The organism is Kribbella sp. ALI-6-A, assembly GCF_001984195.1.
GTDB lineage: Bacteria > Actinomycetota > Actinomycetes > Propionibacteriales > Kribbellaceae > Kribbella.
Map to the genome: position 1 here is coordinate 65,496 of NZ_MTQN01000011.1, position 19,988 is coordinate 85,483.

A 19,988-nucleotide genomic window follows, 5' to 3' on the forward strand; every position below is an offset into this window, starting at 1 on the left:
ATCTGCGGATGACGGTCACGGCACGGGCGCTGAATCGCGCGTCGATGGTGCGGCAGCTGCTGGTGGAGCGGGAACCGATCGGGGTGGCCGACGCGGTACGGCGGGTGGTCGCGGTGCAGGCACAGCACCCGGCCTCGCCGTACGTCGCGCTGTTCAACCGGGTGGCGGGCTTCGATCCGCACGAGCTGGACGCGGCCTTCGGCAACGGGCTGGTGGTGAAGGCGACGTTGATGCGGATGACGCTGCACGCCGTGCACTGCGACGAGCATCCGGAGTTCCGGGCGGCGATCGTGCCGATGATGGACGGGACGCGGTTCCAGGCGGCGTTCGCGGCGGGCGGGCTGACCAGTGCCGAGGCGCAGGCCGTGGCGACCGAACTGGCGGCGTACGCGTCGGAGCCTCGCAGCGGCGCGGAGTTCGAGGCGTGGCTGCACGAGCGGCTGGGCACGGGGGCGACGGAGCTGTGGTGGGCGATGCGCGCGGTGGCGCCGTTGCTGCACGCACCGACCGGTGGGCCGTGGTCGTTCGGGCAGCGGCCCGCGTTCGTCGCGGCGCCGAGCAGCCCGGCCGATCCCTTGCGCGGGCTGGAGGTGCTGACCCGGCGGTACCTGGAGGGCTTCGGGCCGGCGACGGTCGCCGACATCGCGCAGTTCGTGAAGGTGCAGCGCGGCCGGGTGAAGACAGCGATCGCGGCACTCGACCTGGAGGAGCTCGAAGGGCCGGACGGCCAGCTCCTGTACGACGTACCGGGTGGCGCGCGGCCGGACGAGGACCTGCCGGTGCCGCCGCGGTTGATGGCGATGTGGGACAGCGTGCTGCTCGCGTACGACGACCGCGGGCGGGTGGTGCCGCCGGAGTACAAGACGGTGATCACGCGGACCAACGGCGACCTGCTGCCGACGCTGCTGGTCGACGGGTACGTCGCCGGGGTGTGGCGACCGGTCGAGGACGGGATCGAGGCGACCGCGTTCAAGCGCCTCCCGGCCGGCGTCTGGAAGGCGTTGAAGGGTGAGGCGCGGGAGCTGTTCGCGATGCTGAGAGAGCGCGATCCCCGGGTCTACCGGCGCTACGACCACTGGTGGAAGCACCTTCCGGCGGGCGACACCCGGGTGTTGCCTGGTCAGTAAAGTGCTCAGCTGGTGAGCACTTAGCCTGCGACACTGGCGGGTATGCGCGCTGATCGACTGGTGGCGACTCTGTTGCTGATGCAGGCCCGGGGCCGGGTGACCGCTGCCGAGCTCGCCTCCGAGCTGGAGATCTCGGTGGCCACCGCGCGGCGCGATCTCGAGGCGCTGTCGACGGCCGGCATCCCGGTCTACCCGCAGCCCGGCCGCAACGGCGGCTGGTCGCTGCTGGGTGGATCGCGCACCGACCTGAGCGGTCTGACCGCGACCGAGGCGCAGGCGTTGTTCTTGCTGGTCGGGCCCGCGGCCGCGATCGCGCCGGAGGCCAAGGCCGCACTGAGAAAGCTGGTGCGCGCTCTCCCGGAGACCTTCCGCGGTGACGCCGAGGCGGCCGCCGAAGCGGTGGTGATCGATCCGGCCGGGTGGGGTGAGCGCGACAAAGCCCGGCCGGTGCTGGTCAACGACCTGCAGCACGCCGTCGTCCGGCGCCGCAAGGTGCAGCTCACGTACGCCGGGCGCCGGGGCACGGCACCGTCGGAACGGCTGGTCGATCCGCTCGGGCTGATCGACAAGGACGACGTCTGGTACCTGATCGCGGGCACGGACCGCGGGCAACGCACGTTCCGTGTCGATCGGGTGCTGGAGGCAACGGTCACCGAGGAACCGGCCGAGCGCCCAGACGACTTCGACCTGTCGGCGGCCTGGGCCGAGGTGGTCGACGAGATGGAGCACAACCGGTCGTTGCTGGCGGCGACCGTGCTGGTGCGGGAGCGGCACCTGTGGGTGATGCAGGACCGGCTCGGCCGGCACTGCGAGGTGCTCGAGTCCCCCGGCGACGGCTGGGTCCGGACGCGGATCACGGCGCCGACGCCGCTGATGATCGCGCAGCACCTGGCCGGCTGGGGTGGGTCGATCGAGGTGCTCGACCCGCCGTCGGTGCAACAGGAACTCGCTCGTCTCGGCGCCGAACTGGTGAGCCGGTACGGGGGCTGAGCGAACACGGTTCGGAACCGGCCGGTGACGGCTGGTTGGCGGGCGACAAAGTTCCGGCACCGATGGAACCGGGACGGCTGGGTTGACCGTCAGTGGTGAGTAAGGTCCATCTGTCCCAAAGCTGTCCCCGAGCGAGCCACAGGAAGTTCTCGTGACCACCACTCCCCCTCAACCGCCCCACAACCCGTACCCGGCCCAGCCCGGCGGCTACGGTCCTCCGCCCGAGCAGTTCCCGCAGTACGCCGGCCAGCCGGGCACGGTCCCGCCGGGCCAGCCGATGCCGGGTCAGCAGCTTCCCGGTCCGGGTCAGCCGCACGAGTACCAGGGCCCGCCGCCGCAGCAGGCGCCGTACGGGCAGCCGTTCGACCAGGGGCAGCAGCCGGGTCAGCAGTTCGGGCAGCCTCCGTTCCAGCCGCAGTTCCAGCCGCAGGCGGCGCCGATGGGTGCGATGCAGTGCCGGTTCTGCGGGTCGTTCCCGGCGGTGCAGGCCACGGTCCGCGGACACATGGGCCTGCTGATCCTGATGCGTTTCCTCAAGCTCGAAGGCCCGTTCTGCCGCACCTGCGGCATCGCGACCGTGCGGGAGATGACCGCCAAGAGCATGTGGCAGGGCTGGTGGGGCATCGGATCGGCGATCATCAATCCGTTCGTGATGTTGTCGAACATCGGCCCGTGGAAGAAGTTCAACGAGCTGCCCGAGCCCGCGCCGGGCGCGCCGGGCCGGCCGATGGACCTGGGCAAGCCGCTGTTCAAGCGCCCCGCCGTCCTGGGCCTGCTGGTGCCGGTGCTCGTGATCGCGGCAATCGTGATCGGCAACCTGACCACCACGACCTCGTCCGAAGCCCAGGCCGGCGACTGCGTGAAGAACGCCGGCACGATCAGCGACCCGGACGTGAAGGTCGTCGACTGCGGCTCGCCCGACGCGGAGTACAAGGTGCTCGGCCGCGTCAGCTCGTCGGTCTCCAGCTTGTGCGACCAGTACGAGGGCGCGACGGTGACCTACACCGAGAAGCGCCGGGCGACGGGCTACACGCTCTGCCTCGGACCGAAATGAGTCGGTGGGGCCTGGCTCCCAGGCCCCACCTCGGTCAGCTCTTGTAGTACTCCGCCGCGACCGCGCTCGCCTCTTCCGGCAGCAACGGTCCCTCCGACGGGACCGGCAGGAAGCCGCCGCCGGGCTTGAGCGCGTTCACCTGGTCACCGGACATCGCGTACACCACACGGCCCAGGCCGGAGCGTTCGAGCGCACCGGCGCACATCCCGCACGGTTGGCAACTGGTGTACATCGTCGTCCCGGCCGCCGTCTCCGCGTCCAGGTTCGCCGCCGCCCATCGCGCCAGCTTCAGCTCGGGGTGAGCGCTGATGTCGTTCTCGGTGATCGAGGTGTTGTGGTCCTCGGCGAGCACGGTGCCGTCCGGCCCGACCAGCAGCGAGCCGAACGGCGGATTGCCGCTGGTGATGGCGTCGGACGACAACGCGATCGCGCGCCGCAGGAAGTCCTCGTCTGTGGTCACCGTTTCTCCATTCCTGCCTTGACGGTCGCCAGGGCCTGCCAAGCGATCTCGGGATGTTCGGTCTCGGCCGGGTCACCGACGAACGGGTCCAGCACGACGGTGTGCGCGCCGAGCTGCTCCAGTTCCTCGAGGTCGGCGAAGATCTGGTCGATCGACCCTTCGCCGGCCTTCCGGGTCGCGTCGGGCTGCGGCTCGTCGGTGAGCCGGAGCAGGATCCGCGGTACGAAGCCGGGATCCGGCGCGCCCAGCTCGTCGACTGCCACGCGGAGGCGGACGGCGGCGGCGCGATGCCAGCCCATCGTCTGACGCAGCGGGTGCCACGCGGCGCCGTACCGGATCGCTCGGTGCAGTCCCGCGTCGCTCACGCCGCCGACCCAGATCGGGATGCCGCCGGGGCCGTAGTCGCCGGTGTCCTGCCAGGCGGCCGCGAGCGCGTCGAGCAGCTGGTCGGTCTCCCGCCCACGGCGCCGGAAATCGAGGCCGAGGGCCTCGAACTCCTGGGGCGCCCAGCCGACGCCGACGCCGAGCACGAAGCGGCCGCCGCTGAGCTGGTGCAGGTTCGCCGCCATCCGCGCGACCAGCAGCGGATGCCGGTACGGCGCGATCAGCACGGTGGTCCCGAGCTGGATCGTACCGGTCTGGCCCGCCAGCCAGGACAACGTGGTGAACGGGTCGTAGAACGGAGCCGGGTACTGCTCGGCCACGTCGGGAGTGATGGCGACGTGGTCGGACATCATCAGCAAGTCGTAGCCGAGCCCCTCGACCGTCCGGGCCCAGGCGAGCAGCCGGTCCGGGGTCGCGCCGGGGCCGAAGTTGGGAACATTCACGCCGAGTCGCATGCCGTTCAGGCTAGCCAGCGCAGGGGGCGGTTCTGAACGGATTGCTCGCGGAAATCCGGGGGTCGCGCCGGGGATCTGCCGGTAGTTTGGCGGGATGACCGTGAGTCTCGATCCGACCGACTGGGCCATCCTCTGCGAGCTGCAGCGCGACGGCCGGCTGCCGCTGACCGAGCTCGGCCGCCGGGTGAACCTGAGCGCCTCGGCGGCGACCGAACGGGTGAAGCGGCTGGAGTCGACCGGCGTGATCAGCGGCTACCGCGCGCAGGTCGACCTGAGCAGGACCGGGTACGCCGTACTGGCGGTGGTCCGGCTGAAGTACCCGGGCAACAAGCACGAGCCGTTGCACCGGTTGCTGGCCGAGCGGGTCGAGATCCTCGAGTGCCTGCGAACGACCGGCGACGACTGCTATCTGCTGAAGGTCGCGGCCGGATCGATGGCGCACCTCGAGCATCTGGTGAACGAGCTGACCGAGTTCGGCTCGACCACGACGAACCTCGTCTACACCGAGACCCAGCCGTACCACGGACCACTCGGCCCACCGGCGATGTCGTGATCGAGGTCGCCGGGATCGCGCTCTCCGACGATCTCCTCCGCCGCTGGGTGGACTGGCTCGCGCCGGACCGCCAGCCGTTCTACGTGACGGCCCGGCAGGCGGCCGAGTGGGAGTTGCCGCTGTCCGACGAGGAACCGGATCCGCAGGTGCGCGACACCTACCACTCGTACGCCGTCGACGGGCGGCTGCGGAGTGCGTGGTTGCCGGAGAGCGCGTTCTCGGCGTACCCGCGGAAGGTCCGGGCGAGGCTGGTCCGGGCGCAGGTGGTGCACGAGCGGGGCGCCGTACCGGCGGTGCGGGCCTGGCGCGAGGTGCTCGGCGACGAGATCCGGGACCAGGCCGACGGGCACCGGTTCGTCTGGTGGAAGTCGTTGCTGCGCGACCCGGAGGTGCTGTTGCCGCGGATCGTGAGCGGGGAGATCGGCGTGAGCCGGCACGCGAAGGTCGGCGCGGACGTGTGGCGTGGGGTCGAGCGGCTGCTCCCCCGGGCTCACGAACTGGCCGGGACGTTTCCGGAGGGCAGCGGGCCGAACTGCTTCGGCACGGTGATGGCCGCGGCCGGGATCGAGGGCGCCGAGTCGGAGTGGATGCAACGAGAGCCGTTCGACCGGTGGCTGGACGAGTCGACCACGCGCGGTGGGCGTGACGGCGTACCGGGGACTGTGCTGGTGTGGCGATCGGCTGATCGGGCGGTGCAGCACGCGGCCGTCACACTCGGAGCCGGCTGGGTGCTGCACAAGCCGTCGCAGTCGTGGATGACGCCGCGCAAGGTCCGGACGGCCGCGGAGGTGCTGCGGGCGACGAGGACCGCCGGCTGGAGACTCCAGCGGCACACGCTGCATCGGTAGGAGCCGCGCCCGGGCAACCACGAGCACCGGCTTCGCGCGACGGTTCGCCCTGGGATCCTGCACCCCCGCCGACCAGGGGTAGCGTCCCGCGCGTGGAGTTCTCGGAGATGGTGACGCGGGCGCGCGACGTCCGCCGGAAGTACGCAGCGATGGAGACCGACCGCTACGGCCGCGAGTGGAGCCGGGAGGAGCTGATGCTCGGCTTCCTCGGCGACGTCGGCGATCTCGCGAAGCTCGTCCAGGGCAAGGAGGGCGTGCGCCCCCGCGACGACCTGGACGAGGCGTTCGCGCACGAGCTGGCCGACTGCCTGTGGTCGGTGCTCGTGCTGGCCGACGTCTACGACGTCGACCTGGAGACCGCGTTCAGTCGGACGATGGATCAGCTGGACGATCACCTGAGCTGACCGTCAGCTCGCCGTCGTTCAGGTCGAGGGCCACCGGTGTGCCCAGTTCGACCGTGCGGCTCACGGTGCACAGGCGGTCGTGGGACATCTTCACCGCCCGCGGCAACGCCTCCCGCGCCTTGTCGCCGTCCTCCCCCTCGGGGAAGGTGATGGTGAACTCGACCTTGAGGTTCTCCAGCCGGTTGCCCTGCTCGGTGTCGCGGATCTTGTCACCGCTGACCACCGCGCGGAACTCGGTCGGCTCCGCGCGCCGGCTGGTGACCACGTCGACGTCGATCGCCGAGCAGGCACCGATCGCGGCGAGCAGCAGCTCGACCGGGGTGAAGTCGGTGTCGTCCGGTCCGCCCGAACCGACCGGCAACGTGCCGCCGCGCCGGTTGTGCACCAGGTACTTGCTGTTCTGCGTGCGCTCGAAGTGGACCTGCCGCAGAGACTCGTCGCCCATCCAGAAATCGCAATCTGTTGCCGGTGGCAACGTCAGAGGTGGTTCAGCGCGTCGGCGACGGGGGTGTCGCCGGCGATCAGCTCGAGGGTCCGGCCGATCGCGGCCGGGGTGTCGCACAGGCCGGCCAGCACCGCGGCGACGTCGTCGCGGCTGACCGCGCCGTTGCCGGTGTGGTCCGCGAGCAGGACGCGGCCCGTGGCCGGCTCGTCGGTGAGGCGGCCGGGACGCAGCACGGTCCAGTCCAGGTCGCGCGAGCGCAGATCGTCCTCGGCGGCAAGCTTCGCCTTCAGGTAGACGGTGAAGGTCGCCTCCGGGTCCAGGCCGTCGATCTTGTCGACACCCATCGAGCTGACCTGCAGGTGCCGCCGTACGCCGGCCCGCTCGGAGGCCTCGGCGAACAGCGCGGCCGCGCCCCGGTCGACGGTGTCCTTGCGCGCGTTGCCGCTGCCCGGTCCCGCCCCGGCGGCGAAGATCGCGACGTCCGCGCCGCTCAGGACCTCGGCGACCTCGTCGACGCCGGCCTGCTCGAGATCCAGCACGGCGATCTGTCCGCCGGCCGCGGTGACGTCCGCCTCGTGCGCCGGATTGCGGACCAGGCCGACGACCTGGTGACCGCCGTCGGCGAGGATCCGCGTCAGGCGCAGCGCGATCTGTCCGTGTCCACCCGCTATCACGACTCGCATACCTGGAGCCTAACCCTTCACCCCAGGGCGGCAGACTGTCCCCATGTTCGCGATCGCCGCCGACGGATGCCGGATCGCCTACCAGTTGGGTGGCGAGGTAGGCGCCGCAGGCAACGGACCTGCGCTGCTGCTGCTCGCGGGGCAGTCGAACAACCACCACTGGTGGGATCCCGTTCGCGCCGACTTCGAGACCGGCCGGACGACGATCACGCTGGACTACCGCGGCACCGGCGCGAGCGACAAGCCGGACGAGGTCTACAGCACGCCGGGCTTCGCGGAGGACGCCGTCGCGGTGCTCGACGCGCTCGAGCTGGAACAGGTCGACGTGTACGGCACGTCGATGGGTGGCCGGGTCGCGCAGTGGCTGGCGATCCTGCATCCGGAGCGGGTCCGCCGGCTGGTGCTCGGATGTACGTCGCCGGGCCGGTCGCACGGGTTCGAGAGAAGCCAGGAAATCCGGAGAGCGCTCTCGGTCCGGGATCAGGCGGCGCGCGACGCCGTACTGACCGAGCTGATGTACACGCCGCAGTGGGTCGCGCGTCATCCCGGGCCGTACCCGGTGCTCGGCGACGCGACGATGCCGACGTACGCGAAGGGGCGGCATTTGGTGGCCAGCAACAACCATGACGCCTGGGACGGCCTGGACACGATCCAGGCGCCGACGCTGGTGCTGCACGGGACCGACGACGTCTTCAGCCCGGCGGCCAACGCGCAACTGCTCGCCGAGCGGATCCCGGACGCCCGGGCGGAGCTGTTGGACGGCGCTCGGCATGCGTACTTCCACGAGTTCCGCGCCACGGCGAGCCCGCTGGTCACGGACTTCCTCGCCACAGGCTGAGCGTTCCGGGGCGGGGCACGCAAGAGAGCGCTGCCCGCGGCGATCCGGCCGAGCGCGTCGCCGGGGCCGGGGCACGCCCGAGCGCACTGCCGCGCGGTGATCTGGCTGAACGCGTCGCCCGACCCGGGAGGTCAGGTCTGCCGCTGGCCGAGGTAGCAGGCGAGTGTGTCGCGGGTGCGCTGCAGGCTGTCCAGCTGCCGGTCCATGGCGGCGAGTTCGTGGTCGAGCAGCTCGCGCAGGCTCTGGCACCAGTCGAAGACGGTCTCGTTGTCCCGGATCTCGCGCGTACAGGGCAGGACGCGGCGAATCACCTCGGTGCTCAGCCCGGCGTCGAGCAGGATCCGGATCTTGCGCACGGTGAGCTCGGAGTCGTCGGCGTACTCGCGGTACCCGTTGGGAGCGCGGTCGGCGCTGAGCAGACCTTGCGCCTCGTAGTACCGGAGCAGGCGCGGGTTCACGCCGGTGCGTCGGGACAGCTCGCCGATCAGCACGTGCCCAACCTCCCTTGACCTTCCAACCAGTGTCAGCCTTTAGCGTCGTCGCATGACCACGTACGCCGTCCACCGTAACGGCCGCCCGGCCGACGACCTCGCACCACTGGCCTTCGCCGGCTACGCGCATTTCACCGCGATGCAGGTGCGCGGCCGCCAGGTCCGCGGCCTCGACCTCCACCTCGACCGGCTGCGCAACGCGTCGCTCGAGCTCTACGGCCAGGCGCTGCCCGACGAACAGATCCGCGACCACCTTCGCACGGCCGTCGCGGCCGGACCCGAGGACGTCTCGCTGGTGGCCACGGTCTTCTCCTCGACCGGCGAGTTCACCGCCGCCGCCGCGCAGCCCGAACTCCTGATTCGCACCGGCCCACCGTCGTCCGGCCCGTCAGGTCCGCTCGCCCTCGCCGTCGTCGAGCACGAACGATTCCTGCCGGCCCTGAAGCACACCGGCGAATCCGCGAAGACCTACGCCCTGCGCCAGGCCGTCCGCGACGGGTACGACGACGCGGCCTTCGTCGACCGCAACGGCCGCCTCACCGAAGCCACGATCTGGAACCTCGCGTTCTGGGACGGCACCAGCGTCGTGTGGCCCGACGCCCCGATGCTGCTGGGCACGACCATGTCGATCGTCCGCCGCCGGCTGACGGTCCCTCAGCGAGCCACGGAGATCACGCTCTCCACGCTCGCGAACAGCGAGGCGCCGTACGCCGGTGCTGTCGTGATGAACTCCTGGTCGCCAGGCGTCCCGGTCAGCCGGATCGGCTCGGTCGAGTTCCCCTCGTCGCCCGCCTTCGCCGACCTCCTGCACCAGGCCTACGCCGAGGAACCGCTCACTGACTTCTGAGGATCGGCCGCAAGCTGTCCAGCACCGTGGCGTCCTCGATCGTCGACGGGACCGCCTCGGGCCGCCCGTCGGCGATGTTGCGCATGGTCTTGCGCAGGATCTTGCCGGAGCGGGTCTTCGGCAGGGCCTCCACGATCGAGACATCACGGAACGCCGCGACCGGGCCGATCTCCCGCCGTACGGCGGCGACCAGCTCGTCGCGCAGCGTCTCCTCGGCGATGTCCACGCCGGCCTTCAGCACCACCAGCCCACGCGGCAGCTGGCCCTTGAGGTCGTCGTGGACGCCGATCACGGCGCACTCGGCGACGGCAGGGTGGGCGGCCAGCACCGCTTCCATGCTGCCGGTCGACAGACGGTGCCCGGCGACGTTGATCACGTCGTCGGTGCGGCCCATCACGAAAACGTAGCCGTCGGCATCGATGTAGCCGGAGTCGCCGGTCAGGTAGTGGCCGTCGAAACGGCTCAGGTAGTTGTCGATGTAGCGCTGGTCGTCGCCCCACAACGTCGGCAGCGCGCCCGGAGGCAGCGGCAGCCGGATCGCGATCGAGCCTTCCTCGCCGGCCGGCAGCTCCGATCCGTCGGCGTCGAGGATCCGGACGTCCCAGCCCGGCAGCGGCACGGTCGCCGATCCGGGCTTGGCGGGCATCGGTTCGAGCCCGCGCGGGTTGGCGACGATCGGCCACCCGGTTTCGGTCTGCCACCAGTGGTCGACGACCGGTACGCCGAGATGGTCGTGCGCCCAGTGATAGGTCTCCGGGTCCAGCCGCTCGCCGGCCAGGAACAAGCTCCGGAAACTGCCGCTCAGGTCGTACTTGGTCAGCTCCCCGCCGTCCGGGTCGACCTTCTTGATCGCCCGCAACGCGGTCGGAGCGGTGAAGAGCGCTTTCGCGTGATGCTGCGAGATCACGCGCCAGAACGCGCCCGCGTCGGGCGTGCCGACCGGCTTGCCCTCGTACAGGATCGTGGTCGCGCCGATCAGCAGCGGCGCGTAGACGATGTAGGAGTGGCCGACCACCCAGCCGACGTCGGAGGCGGTCCACCACACGTCGCCCGGCCCGATGTCGTAGACGGCGCCCATCGACCAGGCCAGCGCGACCGCGTGACCACCGTTGTCCCGGACGACGCCCTTCGGCTTTCCGGTCGTTCCCGAGGTGTAGAGCACGTAGAGCGGATCGGTCGCGGCGACCGGCACCGGATCGGCCGGCTCCGCGCCGGCGACCAGCGTGTTCCAGTCGAGATCGCGCCCTCCGAGTTTCCCGGGCGCGATCTCACGCTGTACGACGACGGTGTGCTCGGGCTGGTGGGTGGACAGCGCGAGCGCCTCGGAGATGATCGGCAGGTACTCCACGATCCGGTTCGGCTCGATGCCGCAGGAGGCGGCGACGATCACCTTCGGCGTCGCGTCGTCGATCCGCGCCGCCAGCTCACGCGGCGCGAAGCCACCGAACACCACCGAGTGGACCGCCCCGAGCCGCGCGCAGGCGAGCATCGTGATGACGGCCTCGGGAATCATCGGCAGGTACACGATCACCCGATCGCCCTTGCCGACACCGAGCGACCGCAAGGCACCGGCGAAGACGGCGACCTCGTCGCGCAGTTCGGCGTAGGTGTAGCTGCGCTTGGTGTCGGTCACCGGGGAGTCGTAGACCAGCGCCGTCCGGGCGCCGTGCCCGCCCTCGACGTGCCGGTCGAGCGCGTTGTACGCCGTGTTGAGCTCGCCGTCGGGGAACCAGCGGTAGATCGGTGCGGCGGAGTCGTCGAGCGCCCGCGTGGGTGGCCGCGACCAACTGATCGCTTCGGCGGCGTCCAGCCAGAACCCTTCCGGATCGGCCAGGCTGCGGCGGTAGCTGTCGTCGTACGCACCCATCACGTGCCTCCCAGGTGTCGGAGTCATTCGCAGTCTTACCTATCGGTGCGGGTGGCAACAGGCCCTTGGCCGTGGCGTGGCAAGGTGGGCGTTGTGACGGTGACGCGGGAGCAGGTCGAGGAAGCGGCGGTTCGGATCTCCGGTCGGGTACGGCGGACACCGGTGCTGCGGGTGTCCGCGACGATGACGTTCAAGCTGGAACTGCTGCAGCACGTCGGGTCGTTCAAGCCGCGCGGGATGTTCAACCGGTTGCTGGCCGCGAAGGAGGACGGCTCGCTGACCGGCGTCGGCGCCGTCACCGCGTCCGGCGGCAACGCGGGCCTGGCCGTCGCGTACGCCGCCCGCGAGCTCGGCGTACCGGCCCGGATCTTCGTGCCGGAGAGCGCTCCCGCGGCCAAGGTCGCGCGGTTGCGAACGCTCGACGCGGACGTCGTCCAGGTCGGCACCGAGTACGCCGAGGCCTACGCGGCGGCGCTCGTGGCGAGCGAGGAGTCGGGCGCGTTGTTCGCGCACGCCTACGACCAGCCGGAGGTCGTCGCCGGACAGGGAACGCTGGGACTCGAGCTGCTCGAAGAGATCGACCGGTTCGACACCGTGCTGGTGGCCGTCGGAGGCGGCGGTCTCGTCGCGGGCATCGCGGCCGCGATCGGCGACCGCGCGAAGGTGGTCGGCGTCGAGCCGGAGTTGGCGCCGACACTGACGCGCGCGCTCGAAGCCGGGCGACCGGTCGACGTACAGGTCGGTGGCGTGGCTGCCGACTCGCTGGGCGCTCGCCGGATCGGTGAGATCGCGTTCCAGGTCGCCGGGGAGCAGGGCGTCGAGTCGCTGCTGGTCGCCGACGCCGCGATCGTGGCGGCTCGCGAAGAACTGTGGCGCGAGTACCGCCTCGCGGTCGAGCACGGCGCCGCGACCGGCTACGCGGCGCTGACCTCGGGTGTCTACAAGCCGGCGACGGCCGAGCGGGTCGTCGTGGTCATCTGCGGAGCCAACACAGACCCCGGCACTCTTATTTGAGTTTGGCCGGGCGCCGCTCGTCGGTCAGGAACCAGGCAGCCAGTACGCCGGCGATGGCACCGAAGAGGTGGCCTTGCCACGAGATGCCGTCCTGGGGCAGCAGACCACCGAGGAGAGCGCTCCCCCAGACCAGGACGACGACCACGCCGATCAGCACCTGACCGATCCGGCGGTTGAACACGCCCCGCGCGATCAGGTACGCCGCGTACCCGAACACGAGCCCGCTGGCACCGATGGTGATCGTGTACGACGGCGAGATCAGCCACGTGCCCAGGCCGCCGACGGCGGTGACGATCGCGGTGACCGAGAGCAGCCGGGCCGCGCCGGAGATCGCGATCAGCGCGCCCAGCGTGAGCAACGGCAGCGTGTTCGAGATCAGGTGGCCGAACCCCAGATGCAGGAACGGCGCGGTGACGATGCCGATCAGGCCCTCGGGGTTGCGGGCGACGATGCCGTAGCGGTCGAGTTCGCCGTGCAACGCGGTGTCGACGATCTCGCTGACCCACATCAGGCCGACCAGGACGGCCAGCAACTTCACACCGCCGCCGATCCGGGCGGCGTCCACCACCGGCTTCGGCCGGCGCGCTGGGCTCGGGTAGCTCATGTCACCACCATGCCCGATCCACCCAAGCCGCACCCTCCGGCGCCGCGTTTCCGTCGGTGCCGGACGCGACGATGCTCGGGGTTAGCTTCACCACATCGCGGACACCGGGGCGCCGACGGCCCGCAAAGTGTGTCACGATGTGCAACTCGTAAGTCGCTGTGCGCGATGGGGTGGGGGCCCCGGTACGACCGCACCGTCGGTGCGCTGTCCCCGATCGATCGCCGGGCCCGTCCGCCCATGCCGTCCCTGAGGAGGATCGCGATGCCGCTCGCCGTCTACATCATCGGGCTCGCGATCTTCGCCCAAGGCACCTCGGAGCTGATGCTCGCCGGCCTGCTGCCCGAACTGGCCGGCGATCTCGACGTCACGATTCCCCAGGCCGGCCTGCTCATCTCGGCCTTCGCCGTCGGCATGCTGGTCGGCGCCCCGGTGCTCGCCGTGGTCACCCTGCGCTGGCCGCGCCGCACCGCGCTGCTGGTGTTCCTCGCGATCTTCGCGCTCACCCACGTCGCCGGCGCCCTCACCCCCAACTACGGCGTCCTGCTCGCGACCCGGATCGTCGGAGCGTTCGTGTACGCCGGCTTCTGGGCCGTCGCCGCCGTCACCGCGGTCGGCCTGGTCGCGCCCGGCCGCCGCGCGAAGGCGATGAGCGTGGTCACCGGCGGTCTGACCATCGCCACCATCATCGGGCTGCCGGCCGGCACGGTGATCGGCCAGAACTTCGGCTGGCGCGCGGCGTTCTGGGCTGTCGCCCTGATGTCGTCGCTGGCCATGATCGGCGTCCTGCGCACGATCCCCGGCGGCCGGCCCGACCCGGACAGCTCACCCCGCCTCGACGCCGAGCTGCGCGCGATGCTCAACCCGCGGCTGTGGCTGTCGTACGCGACGACCGCGCTGGTCACGGCCGCGATCCTGGTCGTGTTCAGCTACCTCGCTCCCCTGCTCACCGACGACACCGGTCTGCCGCCCGGCGCCATCCCCGCCGTGCTCGCCCTGTACGGCGTGGGCTCGCTGATCGGCATCACGATCGGCGGCCGCACCGCCGACGCGACGCCGTTCCGGACGCTGCTGTTCGGCATCACCGGCGTGGTCGTGATGTCGGCCGTGCTCGCGCTGCGGGCCGACCAGCCGGTGATCGCGATCGCGGCGGTGTTCCTGCTCGGCGGCTTCGGCTTCGCGGTCAACCCGGCGCTCAACGCCCGCGTCTTCAGCCTCGCCGAACGCGCCCCGACGCTGGCGACCGCGGTGAACTTCTCCGCCTTCAACGTCGGTATCACCGTCGGCCCGTGGCTCGGCGGGCGCGCGATCGACGCCGGCGCCGGTTACCCGTCGCTGGGCTGGATCGCGGTCGGGCTCGGCATCGTTGCCCTCAGCACCGTCGTCCTGGCGGCGCTGCTGCCGCTGCGGGCGATCCGTCCGGGTGCCGGTGGCCGGGCCCGCCAGGCGACTCACCTTCCCGGCTGATCCCACGGACAGCAGCGGGCCCCCGCGCCTCAGGTCGAGGAGCGAGGGCCCGCGTCGTGTGTCGCCGAAGGATCAGTTGACCGGACCGCTGGGGTCGATGTGCGACGGGTCGAAGTCCGCCTTGCGGTGGAACACGTACTTGTTCAGCACCCAGGTCAGCGCCCACAGACCGACACCGACCACCATCAGCCAGCCGGCGATCTTGTAGTCGTCACCGGCCCGCCCGGACAGCGGGCTGGCCAGGTAGACGCACAGGATCGCGCCGAGCACCGGCAGCGCGGTCGGCGCGTTGAAGTGCTTGTGCTCGACCGGGTCGCGGCGCAGCACCAGCACGGCCACGTTGACGATCGCGAACACGCACAGCAGCAGGAACGCCGTCGTACCGCCGAGTGCGGCCAGGTCGGCGAACCCGATCAGGAAGAACGCCAGCAGCGTGGTGAACAGGATCGCCACCCACGGCGTACGGCGCCGGTGCAGGACCCGGCCGAGCGGACCGGGCAAAACCTTCTCGTGCGACATGCCGTAGAGCAGCCGGCTGGCCATCAGCATGTTGATCAGCGCCGAGTTGGCCACCGCGAACATCGTGATCCAGGCGAAGATCTCGAGCGGGAAACTCGGCGCGCCGGCCTGGATCACCTTCAGCAATGGGGTGGAGCCCTCGTTCAGGTCCTCCGGCGAGACCAGCGTGACCGCGGAGATCGCGACCAGTACGTAGATCACCCCGGTGACACACAGGCCGATCAGCATGATCTTCGGGAAGATCCGGACCGGGTCCTTGGTCTCCTCGGCCATGTTCACCGAGTCCTCGAAACCGACCATCGCGAAGAACGCCAGCGCGGTCGCCGCGGTCACCGCACCGAACGCGGTATCGCCCTCGGGCGTGTGGAACTCGGTCAGCCGCGAGGTGTCGCCGTTGCCGCCGGCGATCGCCCACGCGCCGACCGCGATCACGATCAGCAGACCGGACAGCTCCACACAGGTCAGCACGACGTTCGCCTTGACGCTCTCGCCGACGCCGCGAAGGTTGACCACGGCAATCAACGTCATGAAGGCCAGCGCGGTGATCGTCAGCAGGCTGCCGCGGTCGGGATCGATGTCGACCGCGGAGAAGAAGTTCGCCGCGAACGCCTTCGACGCGCTCGAGGCCGAGGTCAGGCCCGAGCACATCACCGCGAACGTGAGCAGGAAGGTCAGGAAGTGCACGCCGAACGCCTTGTGCGTGTAGACCGCGGCGCCACCGGCCTTCGGGTACTTCGTGACGAGCTCCAGATAACTGGTGGCCGTCAGCAGCGCGACGACGAACGCGCACAGGAACGGCAGCCAGACCGCGCCGCCGACCTCGCCCGCGACCTTGCCGGTCAGCGCGTACACGCCGGTGCCGAGGATGTCTCCGACCACGAACAGCAGCAGCAGCCCGGGGCCCATCACCCGCTTCAGCTCGGGCCGGTCCGGTACGGCCTCGGTCGTCGCCGCACTGGTGCTCTCGCTCATCTCGCCTCCCTGGATCGCTGGGCTGCGGTCGATCACAGCCGCGGCGCACCGGGACAGATCTTCGACGTGATCCGAACAGACCATCACGCCGGCTGGTGCACCGTCGACTCATCGTCCCACCGGATCGACCGGCGCGCTTCCGGACACGCTCGCCCGGCAGGTACCTGCTCGGTAAGGCAGTGCCTGCTGGGTGAGGCAGTGCTGCTGGGTGAGGAAGGCCGGGCGCGGGGTTGAGGCTTGACCAGGCGTCCCCTGCCCGGTCCCCCGCGCCCGGCGGTACGACCCCGCTGGACGCGTTCGACCCGGTCCGGCCGATGCTGCCCTTGCCCCGGCCGGAACCAACAGCTCGAACTGACCACGTTTTACCCAGGTAGGACGCCCTCCTACCGCGTCCGGGGCGAGGTCTTGGTCAGTGGTATCCAATCCAGGACGGCCCGCACCAGGCGATAGCGTGACGCAGGCCGGACTTGTCCACTACTGGCCAGGAGACCGCATGCTCGAGTCCGTCGGAGTGTCCGCCGACGACGAAGCCGCCTACCGGGCGCTGTTGTCGTTGCCCGGCTGCAGCGTGCACGACCTCGCCCAGCGCCTCGGACGCTCCCCCGGCGACCTGCTTGCCACGGTCGGCCGGCTGGAGGAGCTCGGCCTGCTCACCACGACCTCCGACGACCCGCCACGCCTCCTGCCGACCAGGCCCGACGTCGCCGTCGATGCCCTGGTCGCCGTACGCCGGGCCGAGCTCGACCGGGTCAGGGCCGAGGCGCGCGAGCTGTTGTCGGAGCTGCGCGCCCAGGAGCAGTACCGGCCGGAGAACCTGGTCGAGGTGATCGTCGGGCAGGAGGCGATCGCGGCGCGGTTCGCCCAGCTGCTGAACCAGACCAAGGAGCAGTTGCTGGTGCTCGATCGGCCGCCGTACGCCGCGGCGGTCGAACAGTCCGACACCACGGTTCGCAGCCTGCTCAGCGCCGGGGTCACCGTGCGCGGCATCTACTCCCCCGACTCGCTGGAGGTCGGCGGCGTCGACGAGGCCTACAGCGCGGCCGACGCCGGTGAGACCTCACGAGTGCATCCGCAGGTACCGATGAAGCTGGCGATCTTCGACTCGACGGCCGCGTTGCTGCCGTTGTCGGTGGACCAGTTGGTCGACAGCGGGCTGGTGGTGCATCCGTGCGCGCTGCTGGATGCGTTGATCGAGATGTTCTCGCTGCTGTGGGACCAGGCCGCGCCGATGGCACCGGCCGCGCGCGATCCGCTCGACGCGCGGCTGATGACGTTGCTGGCGGCCGGCTTCAAGGACGACGCGATCGCCCGGCAACTCGCGCTGAGCAGCCGCACGGTCGGGCGCCGGGTCGCCGAGCTGATGGAGACGCTCGGCGCCCGGACCCGCTTCCAGGCCGGCATCCACGCCCAGCGCCGCGGACTGCTCGACCCCGACACCTAGCGTCCGAAGAACCCGAGGCTATTGCCTCGGGTTCTTCGGACGCTGCGAGAAGGGTCAGCAGGCGTTGAGCATCTGCTGGAGCGCGGTCTTCTCCGCCGACTGCAGGGCCAGCTTGTAGGTGTACTTCACCCAGATCCACTCGCGCGCGTAGATGCAGTGCACCGAGGTGTTGGTCGGTTTCCACGACGCGGGGTCCTTGTCGCCCTTCGAGCGGTTGCTCGACGCCGACACCGCGATCAGCTGCGCGATGGTCCGGTCGTTGGCGAACTGCTGCCGCCGAGCCGTCGTCCAGGTGTTCGCGCCGGACTTCCAGGCCTCGGCGAGCGGGACGATGTGGTCGATGTCGACCGCGGAGTCGTCGGTCAGGTACGTCGCGTCGTACACGCTGTACCAGCGGCCGGCGGTCGGTTCGCAGTTGGCGTCGACGGTCACGCCGGTGCCGTCACGCTTGAGCACCTCGTCGCGGGTGTCGCAGGTGCCGGACACGGTGCTCCAGTGCGGGAACAGGTCCCGGCTGTAGCCCGTGGTGGAGCCCTCGGCCTTGACGGTCAGCGTGGCCAGCTGGCTCGCCGCCGTACTGGCGGCCGGCGGGTCGGGTGGATAGGCGAGTGCGGTTCCGGCGCCGATGATCCAGGTGGTGGCCACGGCGGTGGCGAAGGTGAGCAGGCGTCGCATCGGTCAGGTCCTCCGAGGGTCGGGCGGGTCCCCCCTGACGAGCTGACCCAAGCCTTCCCCGGACACGACCGCCGGAAAACCACTCGGCGATGAAGGCTCGGTGAATCAGTCGTGCTCGACGACCGTCAGCGTCCAGCCGGCGCCGGTCCGGTCCAGCTCGGCGTGCCACTGTTCGGCGATCAGCTTGTGCAGCGCCTTCGGCGTCCCGGGATCCTTGCCCGACTCCAGCAGGAACCGCGCGACCAGGCCGCGGGTGTGCTTCGCGTTGTGCGACACCACCGAGCGCACACCGGCCCGCTCGCGCACCACCGACACCGCGACCCATTTCGCGGCCAACTCCTCGGACGGGCGCCAGGCCGCGGCGTACGTCGAGGAACGGCAGTCGACGATGACGCTCTTCCCGACCGCCGCGTCGAGCGTCGTCCGCAGCGGACCACGCCAGACCGACGCGAGCTGCCCGAGCCCCGGCAGCGTCGTACCCATCGACAGCCGGTACGGCGGAACGCGGTCGGTCATCCGCAGCGCGCCCCAGGCCCCTGACACGACCAGGAGCCGGCTGTTCGCGCGACGCTTCGACCCCGGCGGCAAGGTGGCGTAACCGAGCGCGTCGTACAGGACGCCGGAGTACAGCTCCGACGCGGGAACCGCCGGCTCGGAGCGCCAGTTGATGTTGCGCTCGACCTCGTGCGCCAGCGACGGCCCAACCCCCAGTACGCCGAACGCGTCACTGCTCGCCGACACCTTCGCCAGCGTGTCGAGCACGGTCTCGCGCGTCGGATTGAGCTCGGGGAACGACAGCGTGTCCAGGTCCACCGACCGGCCGCGAGTGCGACCGGTCTTGCCCTCCGAAGGTGGGAGGAGAATCAGGGTCACGTCAGCTCGTCCAGGATGGCCAGGTCCTCCGCGGTCGGCTCCCACGACCCCGCCGCGACGTTTTGAGCGATCTGCTCCGGCCGGGTCGCGCCCGCGATCACCGAGCTGACCGCGGGCTGGGCCGCCAGTCCACCGATCGCGACGTCGAGCAGGGACAGGTCGCGTTCGGCGGCGAAGGTTTCCAGCGCCTCGATCTTGTCGAAGTCGGCCCGGGCGAGCCGCTCCGGCATCTTGGCCAGCCGGGTGCCCTCGGGAGCGTCGGCACCGCGCCGGTACTTGCCGGTGAGCAGCCCGGACTCCAGCGGGAAGAACGGCAGGATCCCGATCCCCAGGTGCTCGCAGGCCGGGACCAGCTCGTCCTCGGCGTCGCGGTCGAGCAGGGAGTACTTGTTCTGCGCGCTGATGAAGTGCTCGGTGCCGTTGGTCCGCGCGGCCCAGTCGGCGTCGACCACCTGCCAGCCGGCGAACTGCGAGCTGCCGATGTAGCGAACCTTGCCCTCGGCAACGAGATCGGACAGTGCGGCCAGGGTCTCCTCGATCGGGGTGACCGGGTCCGGCACGTGCAGCTGGTAGAGGTCGATCCAGTCGGTGCCGAGCCGGCGCAGGCTCGCCTCGACCGCCTTGCGGATGTAGCGCCGGGAGCCGCGCACGCCCCAGTCCGGCCCGTTGCCGCCCTTCATGTCGCCGCCGAACTTGGTGGCGATCACCACCTCGTCGCGACGCGACCCGAGCGCCTCCCCGAGGATCTGCTCACTCGAGCCGAGCTCGCCGCGGTACACGTCGGCGGTGTCGAACAGCGTGATCCCGGCGTCCACCGCCGCGGTGACCACCGCCTTGGCCTGCTCGGCGTCGATCCGGCCGCCGAAGTTGTTGCAGCCCAGTCCGACCACGCTCACGGTCAGGCCGGAGTCACCTAACTGGCGATACTCCATCTCGGTCATGGGCAAACCCTATCGATGGCGCTGGGTGCGTCGGCATAG

At 70.7% G+C, this 19,988-nt stretch carries 22 protein-coding genes; 11 read left to right on the forward strand and 11 right to left on the reverse strand.

Translation table 11 applies throughout. The features are described 5' to 3' along the window. The first annotated feature begins 8 nt into the window (after nt 1–8). The 3 genes from BWI15_RS20895 to BWI15_RS20905 all read left to right on the forward strand — a co-directional run bounded on the left by BWI15_RS20895 (nt 9) and on the right by BWI15_RS20905 (nt 3,171). Complete coding sequence (locus BWI15_RS20895) at nt 9–1,127, forward strand: winged helix DNA-binding domain-containing protein (protein WP_077016180.1); 1,119 nt, start codon at nt 9–11, stop codon at nt 1,125–1,127. A gap of 42 nt (nt 1,128–1,169) precedes the next feature. Beyond that, a complete protein-coding gene (locus BWI15_RS20900) occupies nt 1,170–2,117 on the forward strand; it encodes a helix-turn-helix transcriptional regulator (protein WP_077016181.1) in 948 nt (315 codons plus the stop codon). A gap of 151 nt (nt 2,118–2,268) precedes the next feature. After that, complete coding sequence (locus BWI15_RS20905; protein WP_077016182.1) at nt 2,269–3,171, forward strand: LppU/SCO3897 family protein; 903 nt, start codon at nt 2,269–2,271, stop codon at nt 3,169–3,171. Nucleotides 3,172–3,205: 34 nt separating this feature from the next. Here the strand turns inward: BWI15_RS20905 and BWI15_RS20910 are convergent, their stop codons facing one another. After that, the gene (locus BWI15_RS20910) at nt 3,206–3,631 is read right to left on the reverse strand and encodes a nucleoside deaminase (RefSeq protein ID WP_077016183.1); all 426 of its coding nucleotides are present in this window, start codon (nt 3,629–3,631) and stop codon (nt 3,206–3,208) included. After that, complete coding sequence (locus BWI15_RS20915; protein WP_077016184.1) at nt 3,628–4,470, reverse strand: LLM class flavin-dependent oxidoreductase; 843 nt, start codon at nt 4,468–4,470, stop codon at nt 3,628–3,630. Before BWI15_RS20915 ends, BWI15_RS20910 begins: the two co-directional genes overlap by 4 nt. A gap of 94 nt (nt 4,471–4,564) precedes the next feature. Between BWI15_RS20915 and BWI15_RS20920 the strand changes: the two genes are divergently transcribed. From BWI15_RS20920 to BWI15_RS20930, 3 genes are all read left to right on the forward strand, one after another. Continuing rightward, on the forward strand, nt 4,565–5,023 hold the full coding sequence (locus BWI15_RS20920; protein ID WP_077016185.1) for an Lrp/AsnC family transcriptional regulator: 459 nt from the start codon (nt 4,565–4,567) through the stop codon (nt 5,021–5,023). Continuing rightward, on the forward strand, nt 5,020–5,871 hold the full coding sequence (locus tag BWI15_RS20925; protein WP_237771387.1) for a hypothetical protein: 852 nt from the start codon (nt 5,020–5,022) through the stop codon (nt 5,869–5,871). The genes BWI15_RS20920 and BWI15_RS20925 overlap by 4 nt, the downstream gene beginning before the upstream one ends. A 92-nt stretch (nt 5,872–5,963) precedes the next feature. Next, the gene (locus BWI15_RS20930; protein WP_237771388.1) at nt 5,964–6,275 is read left to right on the forward strand and encodes a MazG nucleotide pyrophosphohydrolase domain-containing protein; all 312 of its coding nucleotides are present in this window, start codon (nt 5,964–5,966) and stop codon (nt 6,273–6,275) included. Here the strand turns inward: BWI15_RS20930 and BWI15_RS20935 are convergent. Both BWI15_RS20935 and BWI15_RS20940 read right to left on the reverse strand, forming a co-directional pair. Then, entirely contained in the window at nt 6,235–6,720 is a 486-nt protein-coding gene (locus BWI15_RS20935) for an OsmC family protein (RefSeq protein ID WP_077016186.1), read from the reverse strand. The genes BWI15_RS20930 and BWI15_RS20935 overlap by 41 nt on opposite strands. Nucleotides 6,721–6,752: 32 nt before the next feature. Next, nucleotides 6,753–7,403, reverse strand: coding sequence for an SDR family oxidoreductase (locus BWI15_RS20940; protein ID WP_077016187.1), 651 nt, complete (start codon nt 7,401–7,403; stop codon nt 6,753–6,755). Between the two features lie 43 nt (nt 7,404–7,446). Here BWI15_RS20940 and BWI15_RS20945 point away from each other — a divergent pair, with 43 nt between their 5' ends. Further along, on the forward strand, nt 7,447–8,241 hold the full coding sequence (locus BWI15_RS20945; RefSeq protein WP_083750915.1) for an alpha/beta fold hydrolase: 795 nt from the start codon (nt 7,447–7,449) through the stop codon (nt 8,239–8,241). 131 nt (nt 8,242–8,372) lie between these two features. Here the strand turns inward: BWI15_RS20945 and BWI15_RS20950 are convergent, their stop codons facing one another. Next, a complete protein-coding gene (locus BWI15_RS20950; RefSeq protein ID WP_077016188.1) occupies nt 8,373–8,732 on the reverse strand; it encodes a MerR family transcriptional regulator in 360 nt (119 codons plus the stop codon). Nucleotides 8,733–8,784: 52 nt separating this feature from the next. On the opposite strand from BWI15_RS20950, the gene BWI15_RS20955 reads away from it, so the two are divergent. Then, on the forward strand, nt 8,785–9,579 hold the full coding sequence (locus BWI15_RS20955) for an aminotransferase class IV family protein (protein WP_077016189.1): 795 nt from the start codon (nt 8,785–8,787) through the stop codon (nt 9,577–9,579). Here BWI15_RS20955 and BWI15_RS20960 read toward each other — a convergent pair. Then, nucleotides 9,566–11,446 (reverse strand): propionyl-CoA synthetase, encoded by a 1,881-nt coding sequence (locus BWI15_RS20960; RefSeq protein ID WP_077016190.1) that lies wholly within the window; start codon nt 11,444–11,446, stop codon nt 9,566–9,568. The two genes, BWI15_RS20955 and BWI15_RS20960, sit on opposite strands and share 14 nt — an antisense overlap. 93 nt (nt 11,447–11,539) lie before the next feature. Here BWI15_RS20960 and BWI15_RS20965 point away from each other — a divergent pair, with 93 nt between their 5' ends. Next, the gene (locus BWI15_RS20965; RefSeq protein WP_077016191.1) at nt 11,540–12,460 is read left to right on the forward strand and encodes a threonine/serine dehydratase; all 921 of its coding nucleotides are present in this window, start codon (nt 11,540–11,542) and stop codon (nt 12,458–12,460) included. On the opposite strand, the gene BWI15_RS20970 is transcribed toward BWI15_RS20965, so the two are convergent. Continuing rightward, entirely contained in the window at nt 12,453–13,064 is a 612-nt protein-coding gene (locus BWI15_RS20970) for a rhomboid family intramembrane serine protease (protein ID WP_083750916.1), read from the reverse strand. The two genes, BWI15_RS20965 and BWI15_RS20970, sit on opposite strands and share 8 nt — an antisense overlap. Before the next feature lie 261 nt (nt 13,065–13,325). Here BWI15_RS20970 and BWI15_RS20975 point away from each other — a divergent pair, with 261 nt between their 5' ends. Further along, on the forward strand, nt 13,326–14,528 hold the full coding sequence (locus BWI15_RS20975) for a Cmx/CmrA family chloramphenicol efflux MFS transporter (RefSeq protein ID WP_077016193.1): 1,203 nt from the start codon (nt 13,326–13,328) through the stop codon (nt 14,526–14,528). Between the two features lie 72 nt (nt 14,529–14,600). On the opposite strand, the gene BWI15_RS20980 is transcribed toward BWI15_RS20975, so the two are convergent. Then, entirely contained in the window at nt 14,601–16,019 is a 1,419-nt protein-coding gene (locus BWI15_RS20980) for an APC family permease (protein ID WP_077017160.1), read from the reverse strand. A gap of 493 nt (nt 16,020–16,512) precedes the next feature. Between BWI15_RS20980 and BWI15_RS20985 the strand changes: the two genes are divergently transcribed. Next, complete coding sequence (locus BWI15_RS20985; protein ID WP_077016194.1) at nt 16,513–17,460, forward strand: LuxR C-terminal-related transcriptional regulator; 948 nt, start codon at nt 16,513–16,515, stop codon at nt 17,458–17,460. A 54-nt stretch (nt 17,461–17,514) separates the two neighbouring features. On the opposite strand, the gene BWI15_RS20990 is transcribed toward BWI15_RS20985, so the two are convergent. From BWI15_RS20990 to BWI15_RS21000, 3 genes are all read right to left on the reverse strand, one after another. Further along, the gene (locus BWI15_RS20990) at nt 17,515–18,135 is read right to left on the reverse strand and encodes an HNH endonuclease family protein (protein WP_077016195.1); all 621 of its coding nucleotides are present in this window, start codon (nt 18,133–18,135) and stop codon (nt 17,515–17,517) included. 105 nt (nt 18,136–18,240) lie between these two features. Further along, on the reverse strand, nt 18,241–19,008 hold the full coding sequence (locus tag BWI15_RS20995; RefSeq protein WP_077016196.1) for a YaaA family protein: 768 nt from the start codon (nt 19,006–19,008) through the stop codon (nt 18,241–18,243). Beyond that, nucleotides 19,005–19,949: an aldo/keto reductase gene (locus tag BWI15_RS21000; protein ID WP_077016197.1), complete on the reverse strand. Its 945-nt coding sequence runs from the start codon at nt 19,947–19,949 to the stop codon at nt 19,005–19,007. The genes BWI15_RS20995 and BWI15_RS21000 overlap by 4 nt, the downstream gene beginning before the upstream one ends. Nucleotides 19,950–19,988 lie beyond the last annotated feature (39 nt).

What these genes read in the sequence shown, in the direction of transcription:
- BWI15_RS20975 (WP_077016193.1), top strand. Translation starts at nt 13,326, where the DNA reads ATGCCGCTCGCCGTCTACATCATCGGGCTCGCGATCTTCGCCCAAGGC.
- BWI15_RS20920 (WP_077016185.1), top strand. Translation starts at nt 4,565, where the DNA reads ATGACCGTGAGTCTCGATCCGACCGACTGGGCCATCCTCTGCGAGCTG.
- BWI15_RS20935 (WP_077016186.1), bottom strand. Translation starts at nt 6,720, where the DNA reads ATGGGCGACGAGTCTCTGCGGCAGGTCCACTTCGAGCGCACGCAGAAC.
- BWI15_RS20900 (WP_077016181.1), top strand. Translation starts at nt 1,170, where the DNA reads ATGCGCGCTGATCGACTGGTGGCGACTCTGTTGCTGATGCAGGCCCGG.
- BWI15_RS20990 (WP_077016195.1), bottom strand. Translation starts at nt 18,135, where the DNA reads ATGCGACGCCTGCTCACCTTCGCCACCGCCGTGGCCACCACCTGGATC.
- BWI15_RS20915 (WP_077016184.1), bottom strand. Translation starts at nt 4,470, where the DNA reads ATGCGACTCGGCGTGAATGTTCCCAACTTCGGCCCCGGCGCGACCCCG.
- BWI15_RS20970 (WP_083750916.1), bottom strand. Translation starts at nt 13,064, where the DNA reads ATGAGCTACCCGAGCCCAGCGCGCCGGCCGAAGCCGGTGGTGGACGCC.
- BWI15_RS20985 (WP_077016194.1), top strand. Translation starts at nt 16,513, where the DNA reads ATGCTCGAGTCCGTCGGAGTGTCCGCCGACGACGAAGCCGCCTACCGG.
- BWI15_RS20955 (WP_077016189.1), top strand. Translation starts at nt 8,785, where the DNA reads ATGACCACGTACGCCGTCCACCGTAACGGCCGCCCGGCCGACGACCTC.
- BWI15_RS21000 (WP_077016197.1), bottom strand. Translation starts at nt 19,949, where the DNA reads ATGACCGAGATGGAGTATCGCCAGTTAGGTGACTCCGGCCTGACCGTG.
- BWI15_RS20895 (WP_077016180.1), top strand. Translation starts at nt 9, where the DNA reads ATGACGGTCACGGCACGGGCGCTGAATCGCGCGTCGATGGTGCGGCAG.
- BWI15_RS20960 (WP_077016190.1), bottom strand. Translation starts at nt 11,446, where the DNA reads ATGGGTGCGTACGACGACAGCTACCGCCGCAGCCTGGCCGATCCGGAA.
- BWI15_RS20945 (WP_083750915.1), top strand. Translation starts at nt 7,447, where the DNA reads ATGTTCGCGATCGCCGCCGACGGATGCCGGATCGCCTACCAGTTGGGT.
- BWI15_RS20940 (WP_077016187.1), bottom strand. Translation starts at nt 7,403, where the DNA reads ATGCGAGTCGTGATAGCGGGTGGACACGGACAGATCGCGCTGCGCCTG.
- BWI15_RS20980 (WP_077017160.1), bottom strand. Translation starts at nt 16,019, where the DNA reads ATGAGCGAGAGCACCAGTGCGGCGACGACCGAGGCCGTACCGGACCGG.